General features: G+C 72.4%; 10 protein-coding genes. 9 read left to right on the top strand and 1 reads right to left on the bottom strand.

Annotated elements, in window-relative coordinates; genetic code table 11:
* The 8 genes from ACLBYB_RS13410 to ACLBYB_RS13375 form a co-directional block, all read left to right on the top strand.
* On the top strand, nucleotides 1-1,139 hold a 1,139-nt coding region (locus ACLBYB_RS13410), incomplete at its 5' end, for a transketolase C-terminal domain-containing protein (protein ID WP_447699056.1).
* Between the two features lie 158 nt (nucleotides 1,140-1,297).
* Nucleotides 1,298-2,047, top strand: coding sequence for a pyridoxine 5'-phosphate synthase (locus ACLBYB_RS13405; RefSeq protein ID WP_091978236.1), 750 nt, complete (start codon nucleotides 1,298-1,300; stop codon nucleotides 2,045-2,047).
* Nucleotides 2,044-2,454, top strand: coding sequence for a holo-ACP synthase (acpS, locus tag ACLBYB_RS13400; protein ID WP_020092967.1), 411 nt, complete (start codon nucleotides 2,044-2,046; stop codon nucleotides 2,452-2,454). Before ACLBYB_RS13405 ends, acpS begins: the two co-directional genes overlap by 4 nt.
* A 188-nt stretch (nucleotides 2,455-2,642) precedes the next feature.
* On the top strand, nucleotides 2,643-3,428 hold the full coding sequence (lepB, locus tag ACLBYB_RS13395) for a signal peptidase I (protein ID WP_020092968.1): 786 nt from the start codon (nucleotides 2,643-2,645) through the stop codon (nucleotides 3,426-3,428).
* On the top strand, nucleotides 3,425-4,204 hold the full coding sequence (gene rnc / locus ACLBYB_RS13390) for a ribonuclease III (protein WP_081636475.1): 780 nt from the start codon (nucleotides 3,425-3,427) through the stop codon (nucleotides 4,202-4,204). The genes lepB and rnc overlap by 4 nt, the downstream gene beginning before the upstream one ends.
* Nucleotides 4,201-5,199, top strand: a complete 999-nt coding sequence (gene era, locus ACLBYB_RS13385; protein WP_020092970.1) for a GTPase Era — start codon at nucleotides 4,201-4,203, stop codon at nucleotides 5,197-5,199. Before rnc ends, era begins: the two co-directional genes overlap by 4 nt.
* 148 nt (nucleotides 5,200-5,347) lie before the next feature.
* The gene (locus ACLBYB_RS13380) at nucleotides 5,348-6,253 is read left to right on the top strand and encodes a class I SAM-dependent methyltransferase (RefSeq protein WP_447699055.1); all 906 of its coding nucleotides are present in this window, start codon (nucleotides 5,348-5,350) and stop codon (nucleotides 6,251-6,253) included.
* Nucleotides 6,254-6,266: 13 nt separating this feature from the next.
* Nucleotides 6,267-7,007 carry a pseudouridine synthase gene (locus ACLBYB_RS13375; protein WP_447699054.1) on the top strand — a complete coding sequence of 247 codons (741 nt, stop codon included), beginning with the start codon at nucleotides 6,267-6,269 and terminating at the stop codon, nucleotides 7,005-7,007.
* A 17-nt stretch (nucleotides 7,008-7,024) separates the two neighbouring features.
* Here the strand turns inward: ACLBYB_RS13375 and ACLBYB_RS13370 are convergent, their stop codons facing one another.
* Entirely contained in the window at nucleotides 7,025-7,282 is a 258-nt protein-coding gene (locus ACLBYB_RS13370) for a hypothetical protein (protein ID WP_447699053.1), read from the bottom strand.
* 239 nt (nucleotides 7,283-7,521) lie between these two features.
* On the opposite strand from ACLBYB_RS13370, the gene ACLBYB_RS13365 reads away from it, so the two are divergent.
* Nucleotides 7,522-8,589, top strand: a complete 1,068-nt coding sequence (locus tag ACLBYB_RS13365; RefSeq protein WP_020092974.1) for a 30S ribosomal protein S2 — start codon at nucleotides 7,522-7,524, stop codon at nucleotides 8,587-8,589.
* The last annotated feature ends 78 nt before the right edge of the window (nucleotides 8,590-8,667 follow it).

Here is an 8,667-nt window from a genome sequence, read left to right as displayed (position 1 = left end):
TCAAGAACGTCCGCGACGCCGAGCACGGCCCGATCCTGCTCCACGTCGTCACCCAGAAGGGCAAGGGCTACGCGCCCGCCGAGGCCTCGGCCGACCGCTACCACGGCGTGGTCAAGTTCGACGTGGTGTCGGGCGTGCAGGCCAAGGCCAAGCCGAACGCGCCGGCCTACACGCGGGTGTTCGGCGAGAGCCTGATCAAGGCGGCCGACGCCGACGACAAGGTCGTGGCGATCACCGCGGCGATGCCGGGGGGCACCGGCATCGACCTGTTCGGCAAGGCGCACCCGGACAAGACCTTCGACGTCGGCATCGCCGAGCAGCACGCGGTGACGTTCGCGGGCGGGCTGGCGACCGAGGGCTACCGGCCGTTCGTGGCGATCTACTCGACCTTCCTGCAGCGGGCCTACGACCAAGTGGTGCACGACGTGGCGCTGCAGAACCTGCCCGTGCGGTTCTGCCTGGACCGGGCGGGCCTGGTCGGCGCCGACGGGGCGACGCACGCGGGCGCGTTCGACCTCGCCTACCTGTGCTGCCTGCCGAACATGACCGTGATGGCGGCCTCCGACGAGGCCGAGCTGGTGCACATGGTGGCGACCGCCCACGCGCACGACACGGGCCCGATCGCGCTGCGCTACCCGCGCGGCGAGGGTGTGGGCGTCGAGCTTCCGGAGCGGGGCGAGGCGCTGGCGATCGGCAAGGGCCGGGTGGTGCGGCGCGACACGGAGGCGCCTGTGGCGCTGCTGTCGCTCGGCACGCGCCTGTCGGAGGCCTTGAAGGCGGCCGACACGCTGGCCGAGCAGGGCGTGGCGGTGACGGTTGCGGACGCGCGGTTCGCCAAGCCGCTGGACGAGGCGCTGATCCTGGAGCTCGCGCGCGAGCACGAGGTGCTGATCACGATCGAGGAGGGCTCGCGGGGCGGGTTCGGCGCGATGGTGCTGCACCTGCTGGCGGAGCGGGGCGCTCTGGACGCGGGCGGGGTGCGGGTGCGGACGATGACGCTGCCGGACGCCTACCAGGACCACGACAGCCCGGAGAAGATGTACGCCGAGGCGGGCCTCGACGCCACGACCATCGTCAGGACCGCCCTCGACACCCTGCCGGAGCGGAAGGACAGCCGGTCGCGCCTGCGGCTCGCCTGACCGGGCGGGCCGGCCGCCGGAGCCCGCCCCCGAACCCCGACCGTCTTGCCGGCGCGCGCGATCCTCCGCATATCGCCGGCACGGGGTGAGGGCGCGCGGCGCCTTCCGACCCCCCGGTGAGCCTGTCGCGCCGCGCCGACACGGGGACGAACGAGCGGATGACCTCCGAGAAACTGCGCCTGGGCGTCAACATCGATCACGTCGCGACCGTCCGCAACGCCCGCGGCGGCGACTATCCGGACCCGGTGCGGGCGGCCCTGCTCGCCGTCGAGGCGGGCGCCGACGGCATCACCGCGCATCTCCGCGAGGACCGGCGCCACATCCGCGACACCGACATCGCGGCGCTCAAGCGCGGCCTGTCCGTGCCGCTCAACTTCGAGATGGCCGCCACCGACGAGATGGTGGCGATCGCCCTCGACACCCGCCCGCACGCCGCCTGCCTCGTCCCGGAGAAGCGCGAGGAGCGCACCACCGAGGGCGGCCTCGACATCGTCGGCGGCCGCGCGCACCTCGCGCCGCGCATCCGCGCCCTCGCGGAGGCCGGCATCCGCGTCTCGCTGTTCGTCGAGCCCGAGCCCGCCGTCATGGACGCCGCCCGCGCCCTCGGGGCGCCCGTCGTCGAGCTGCACACCGGCAGCTACTGCGAGGCGGCGCTGGAGGACGACGACGCCCGGACCGCGCACGAGCTCGCCCGCATCCGGCGCGCGGCGGAGCACGGGGCCGGCCTCGGCCTCGAGATCCACGCGGGCCACGGGCTCACCCTCGGCAGCGTCGGGCCGGTGGCGGCGCTGCCGCAGATCCGGGAGCTGAATATCGGCCATTCCCTGATCGCCGACGCGATCTTCGTGGGGCTCGACCGGGCGGTGCGCGACATGCGGGCCGCCATGGACCGGGCGCGGCACCCATGATCGTCGGGATCGGCTCGGATCTCTGCGACATCCGCCGGATCGCCCGGACCCTGGAGCGGCACGGCGAGCGCTTCACCCACCGGGTCTTCACCGACGGCGAGCGGGCCCGCTGCGACCGGCGGGCCGCCCGCGCCGAGGGCTACGCGCGCCGCTTCGCCGCCAAGGAGGCCTGCGCCAAAGCGCTCGGCACCGGCCTCAGCGCCGGCGTGTTCTGGCGCGACATGGAGGTGGTGAACCTGCCCTCCGGGCAGCCGACCCTGCGGCTCGCGGGCGGCGCGGCCGAGCGGCTCGCGGAACTCCTGCCGGCGGGGCACGCGGCGCGGCTCCACGTGAGCCTCACGGACGATCCGCCGATGGCGCAAGCCTTCGTGATCATCGAGGCCTTGCCGGTCCCTGTCGCCGGTTGAGGCCGCCGTCGCGGATTAGCCAGCGCCGGTCGCGCGTTGCGGGGGGCTCGCGCATGGTCTAGACCGCCGGACACGGCGGACACGATTGCGGCGCATTCCTCGGGACAACCGCACATCAGGCCGCGCGCGGCGGGGCCGCGCCCCGCGGATCGCGGGCGTCGCACCTCAATCGAAGACGGAACGCGCGCGTGGATTACGACGGCAAGCCGCTCAGGAAACCTGCCGACACCGGCACCTGGGCCAGCATCCGCGAGACGCTGAAGGTCGGCATCCAGGCGCTGCTGATCGCCCTCGTGGTGCGGACCCTGCTGTTCCAGCCGTTCAATATCCCGTCCGGCTCGCTGGTGCCGACCCTGCTGATCGGCGACTACCTGTTCGTGTCAAAATATTCTTACGGCTATTCCAAGTACTCGCTGCCGCTCTCGGAGTACATCCCGATCCAGGCCGACGGCCGGATCTGGGGCGCGGACCCGAAGCGCGGCGACATCGCGGTGTTCAAGCTGCCCAAGGACAATTCGACCGACTACATCAAGCGCGTGATCGGCCTGCCGGGCGACAAGATCCAGATGATCGACGGCGTGCTCAACATCAACGGCAAGGCGGTCAAGCGCGAGCGGATCGCCGACTACGAGACCACCGATCCCTACGGCCAGCCGACCAAGGTGCCCCAGTACCTGGAGACCCTGCCCAACGGCGTGGTCCACCGGGTGATCGAGCGCGACGGCGACAACGGCTTCTGGGACAAGACCGAGCTGTACACGGTCCCGCCCGGTCACTTTTTCATGATGGGCGACAACCGCGACAACTCCACCGATTCGCGCGATCTCGCCAATGTCGGCTACGTGCCCTTCGCCAACCTGGTCGGGCGCGCCGAGATGATCTTCTTCTCGATCGACGAGGGTACGCCGGCCTGGCAGGTCTGGAACTGGCCGGCCCACGTGCGCTGGTCGCGCCTGTTCACGACGATCCATTGACCGGCCCGGACTTGGACGACGCCGCGCAGCCCCGGGCCAACGCCCGATCCCGGCGGGCCCACAAGCCGCGCCCGCCCCTGACCGCGCTCGAGGAGCGGATCGGCCACAGCTTCGGCGATCAGGACCTGCTCACCCGCGCGCTGACCCACACCAGCAAGGCGAGCGGCCGGGGCGGCAGCTACCAGCGCCTGGAATTCCTCGGCGACCGCGTGCTCGGGCTCGCGGTCGCCGACCGCCTCTACGGCGCCTTCCCGGAGGCCGACGAGGGCGACCTCTCCCGGCGCCTGGCCGCCCTGGTCCGGCGCGAGACCTGCGCGGCCGTGGCCGCCTCCTGGGAGGTCGGCCCGCACCTGATCCTCGGCCAGGGCGAGGTCATGGGCGGCGGCCGGCGCAACCAGACGATCCTGGCCGACGTCTGCGAGGCGATCCTGGGTGCGATCTACCTCGATGCCGGGTTCGACGCCGCCCGGGCGGTGGTCGAGGCGCATTTCCATCCCGGCGAGCCGACCGCGGCGGCGCGGGGCCGCGACGCCAAATCCGCCCTGCAGGAATGGGCCATGGGCCGCAGCCTGCCGATCCCCACCTATGAGGTGGTGGAGCGCACCGGTCCCGACCACGCGCCCCGGTTCCGCATCGCCGTGCAGGTCGAGGGCCTGGAGCCCGGTCTCGGCGACGGCACGTCGAAGCGGATCGCCGAGCAGGCCGCCGCGCGGGCGCTGATGGAGCGGGAGGGAATCGGGGCCTCCGCGGACGCGGAACCGACGGAGACAGCATGAGCGCGCACGAGCAGGACGATCACGACGCGCAGGACGGGCCCGGCATCGCGCCGGCCCGGGACCCCGCGCGCGACCCGTCCACCCTTCCCGGCACGCCCGCCGACGCCCGGGCCGGCTTCGTCGCGCTGATCGGCGTGCCGAATGCCGGCAAGTCGACCCTGCTCAACAACCTCGTCGGCACCAAGGTCTCGATCGTCTCCCGCAAGGTGCAGACGACCCGGGCCCTGGTGCGGGGCATCCTCATCGAGGGCTCGGCCCAGGTCGTGCTGGTCGACACCCCCGGCATCTTCGCGCCCAAGCGCCGCCTCGACCGCGCGATGGTCCACTCGGCCTGGAGCGGCGCCGCCGACGCCGACGCCGTCTGCCTGCTGGTCGACGCGCGCAAGGGTGTCGACGCGGAGGTCGAGGCGGTGCTCGGCCGGCTCGGCGAGGTGAAGCGCGAGAAGCTGCTGATCCTCAACAAGATCGACCTGATCCCGCGCGAGCGGCTGCTCGATCTCGCCGCCAAGCTCAACGCCGCCGCGCCCTTCGCCGAGACCTTCATGATCTCGGCGCTCAACGGCGACGGCGTCGCCGACCTGCGCCGGGCGCTGGCCGCCCGCATGCCGGCGGGCCCGTGGCTGTATCCGGAGGATCAGGTCTCGGACGCGCCCCTGCGCATGCTCGCCGCCGAGATCACCCGGGAGAAGATCTACGACCGGCTGCACGAGGAGCTGCCCTACCGCTCCACGGTGGAGACCGACCAGTGGCAGATCCGGCCCGACGGCTCGGTGCGGATCGAGCAGACGATCTTCGTCGAGCGGGAGAGCCAGCGCTCGATCGTGCTCGGCAAGGGCGGCCAGACCATCCGGTCGATCGGGCAGGCGGCCCGGATCGAGATCGCCGAGGCGGCCGACGCCAAGGTCCACCTGTTCCTGCACGTGAAGGTGCGGGAGAACTGGGCCGACGACCCGGCCCGCTACCGCGAGATGGGCCTGGAATTTCCGCGGGGCTGACGCGCCGGGCCGCGCGGGAGGCTGGGCTTCGCGGCCGGTTCCGGTATAAACGCGGTGTTCCCCCGGATGAATCGAGTCGGGCGCGGGTTTACCCCGCTCCGCCGCGGATTCGCGTTCCGGTTTCGGCACTCCAAATCCCGAATCGTCTATGCGCCACGCCGTCTACGGCCTGCCGCCGGTGGACCTCGCCGAGGTCCCGGGCGACGCCGTCCAGCTCTCCCCGTTGATCCCCGGCGCCGCGCGGCTCGAGGATCTGTCCGAGAACAGCCTCGACTCGGCCACCGTGCTGGCGCCGCCCGGGACGGTCGAGCGGCGCTACGTGCTGGCCCAGGTGCTGCGCGCCCTCGGGCCGGGCGGCCGCATGGTCGCCCTGGCGCCCAAGGATCGCGGCGGCGCACGCCTCGCCAAGGAGCTGACGACCTTCGGCTGCGCGGCCGCGGACCAGCCGCGCCGGCACCACAGGATCTGCACGGCGGAGCGGCCGACGGCGCCGGCCGGCCTCGCCGAGGCGATCGACGAGGGCGGCCCGCGCCACGTCGACAACCTCGCCCTCTGCACGCAGCCCGGCATCTTCTCGTGGGACCGGCTCGATCCGGGCACGGCGCTGCTGCTCGCGAACCTCCCGGCCCTCAAGGGTCGCGGCGCCGATTTTGGCTGCGGGCTCGGGATCCTCTCGCGGGCCGTCCTGGGCTCCGAGGCCGTCACCGCCCTGACCCTGCTGGAGATCGACCGGCGCGCCGTCGAGATGGCGCGCCGCAACGTCGCCGACCCGCGGGCGACGATTCTCTGGGCGGATATCCGGGCGTCCGGCGCCGTGCCGGATCACCTCGATTTCGTCGTCACGAACCCGCCGTTCCACGAGGGCGGGAGCGAGGATCAGGCGCTCGGCCGGGCGTTCATCGCGCGGGCCGCCGAGGCCCTGCGCCCCGGGGGGGCGCTGTGGCTCGTGGCCAACGCGCACCTGCCCTACGAGGCGAGCCTGCGCGAGGCGTTCCGGCACGTCGCGGTGGCCGTCCAGGCGAACGGCTACCGGGTCTACGAGGCCCGCCGGTGAGCGCGCCGCTTCCATGAGCGCGGCGCGATCCGTCCGCCTGGACAAGCTCCTCGCCAATCTCGGCTACGGCTCGCGCCGCGAGATCCAGGCGCTCGCCCGCGCCGGCGCGATCCGCCTCGACGGCGCGGAGCTCGCGGAGGCCGGCGACCGGATCGCCCTCGCGCCGGACCTGCCGGAGCGCCTCACGATCGACGGCGAGGCCCTGGACCCGCTCCCCGGCCTGTGCCTGATGCTGCACAAGCCGCTGGGCGTCACCTGCTCGCACAAGGAGGCGGGTCCGTTGGTCTACGGGCTGCTCCCCGAGCGCTGGCGCCGCCGCGACCCGCCGCTCTCCACGGTGGGGCGCCTCGACAAGGAGACGTCGGGCCTGCTGCTGCTGACCGACGACGGGGCGCTCCTGCACCGGATCATCAGCCCGAAGGCCCGGGTGGCGAAGCGCTACCGCGTGACCCTCGACCGGCCGCTGACCGGCCGCGAGGCGGAGGTGTTCGCCGCGGGGACGCTCGTGCTGGAGGGCGAGGAGCGCCCGCTCCTGCCGGTGCGGCTCGACGTCGAGGATGCCACGCGCTGCGCGGTGACGCTGACGGAGGGCCGCTACCACCAGGTCCGCCGGATGTTCGCCGCCGTCGGCAACCACGTCGCGGCGCTGCACCGGGACCGGGTCGGCGGTCTCGCTCTGCCGGCGGACCTGCCGGCGGGGGCGTACCGGGTGATGACGGCCGACGACGTGGCGGCGGTGTTCGCGGGCGGGTGATCCGGGCTGCGCGCCTGTCAGTGCGGCGCCCGGGCGAGGGCGACGACCGCGCCGATCACAGCGAGTGTCTGGAAGCCGATCAGGCCCGCCACCCAGCGCACGATTTCGGACCGCGTATCCGCGAGCTCGGCGCGCAGATCCGCCTTCGTGACGAGATCGCCCTGCAACGCTTCCGCCATGGCATCGGTCAAGCCTTCCGCCTGTTCCGGGGAGAGCTTGGCCTTCTCCCGGAGCGTCCGGGCGAATTTCAGGGCGTCGAATGCGACCGCCGCCATGGTTCGAACTCTCGCGAGGCGAGCCCGCGTGTTGCAAGCGGTCTGAACACAGGCTGGGATTGAGGGCTGGCCCGCGCCGCCCCGCCGCTTCTTGCCTTCGGACCCGCCCTCTGCTAAGCGCCCGCCCATCCCACACGCGGAGCCGGCCTCATGCCTGAATGAGGCGTTTCCGGTGGTCGTCCGAACTCTCGGCCGACCGCATCCCTCCGCGGCGGATATAACCGGAGAGCACAAGAGCCATGGCCGTCGATTTCTCTATGCGTCAGCTCCTCGAGGCGGGCGCCCATTTCGGTCACCAGTCCCACCGCTGGAACCCGAAGATGCAGCCGTACATCTTCGGCACCCGCAACAACATCCACATCATCGACCTCGCCCAGACCGTGCCGGCGCTGCACCAGGCGCTGCAGGCGGTTAGCGACACCGTCGCCAAGGGCGGCCGCGTGCTGTTCGTCGGCACCAAGCGCCAGGCGGCCGACACGATCGCCGAGGCGGCCAAGCGCTCGGCCCAGTACTACGTCAACTCCCGCTGGCTGGGCGGCATGCTCACCAACTGGAAGACCATCTCGGGCTCGATCTCGCGCCTGCGCAAGGTCACCGAGACGCTGGAGACTGGCGGCCCGGGCCTGACCAAGAAGGAGCGCCTGATGCTCTCCCGTGAGAAGGAGAAGCTTGAGAAGGCGCTCGGCGGCATCAAGGACATGGGCGGCGTGCCGGACCTGCTGTTCGTGATCGACACCAACAAGGAGCAGCTGGCGATCAAGGAGGCGAACCGCCTCGGCATCCCGGTGGCCGCCATCGTCGACACCAACTGCAACCCGGACGGCATCAGCTACATCGTCCCGGCCAACGACGACGCCGGCCGCGCGATCGCGCTGTACTGCGACCTGATCGCCAAGGCCGCCATCGACGGCATCTCGCGGGCCCAGGGCTCGTCGGGCATGGATATCGGCGCCTCCGAGGAGCCGATGGCCGAGGAGCTGCCGGCGAACGACGACGCGGCCGTCACGGTCGAGTCCGACGCCCTCGACCCGGCCGACGTGGCGATGCTCGCCGAGTCGACCGAGCACTTCGAGCTGCTCGCCGCCCCGCGCGGCGCGCCGGACGACCTGACCAAGCTCAACGGCGCCGGCCCGCAGATCGTGCAGAAGCTCAACGACGCCGGCATCTACCACTACTGGCAGCTCGCCGCGATGACCCCCGAGGACGTCGCCAAGGTCGATGCCGACCTGAAGCTCAACGGCCGCATCGACCGCGACTCGTGGGTCTCGCAGGCCCGCGGCTTCGTCGAGGCCGCCGCCGCGGCCTGATCCAACGGGGCTTCGCGGCGGCACCGTCATCGGGCCGTCGCGGATCCAGGCATACCGGGCCCGGCCGCTCACCCGCGC

The organism is Methylobacterium sp. D54C (assembly GCF_053345595.1).
This window is presented reverse-complemented; position numbering and strand designations above follow the sequence as displayed.

What these genes read in the sequence shown, in the direction of transcription:
- ACLBYB_RS13380 (WP_447699055.1), top strand. Translation starts at nt 5,348, where the DNA reads ATGCGCCACGCCGTCTACGGCCTGCCGCCGGTGGACCTCGCCGAGGTC.
- ACLBYB_RS13365 (WP_020092974.1), top strand. Translation starts at nt 7,522, where the DNA reads ATGGCCGTCGATTTCTCTATGCGTCAGCTCCTCGAGGCGGGCGCCCAT.
- ACLBYB_RS13370 (WP_447699053.1), bottom strand. Translation starts at nt 7,282, where the DNA reads ATGGCGGCGGTCGCATTCGACGCCCTGAAATTCGCCCGGACGCTCCGG.
- era (WP_020092970.1), top strand. Translation starts at nt 4,201, where the DNA reads ATGAGCGCGCACGAGCAGGACGATCACGACGCGCAGGACGGGCCCGGC.
- ACLBYB_RS13375 (WP_447699054.1), top strand. Translation starts at nt 6,267, where the DNA reads ATGAGCGCGGCGCGATCCGTCCGCCTGGACAAGCTCCTCGCCAATCTC.
- acpS (WP_020092967.1), top strand. Translation starts at nt 2,044, where the DNA reads ATGATCGTCGGGATCGGCTCGGATCTCTGCGACATCCGCCGGATCGCC.
- ACLBYB_RS13405 (WP_091978236.1), top strand. Translation starts at nt 1,298, where the DNA reads ATGACCTCCGAGAAACTGCGCCTGGGCGTCAACATCGATCACGTCGCG.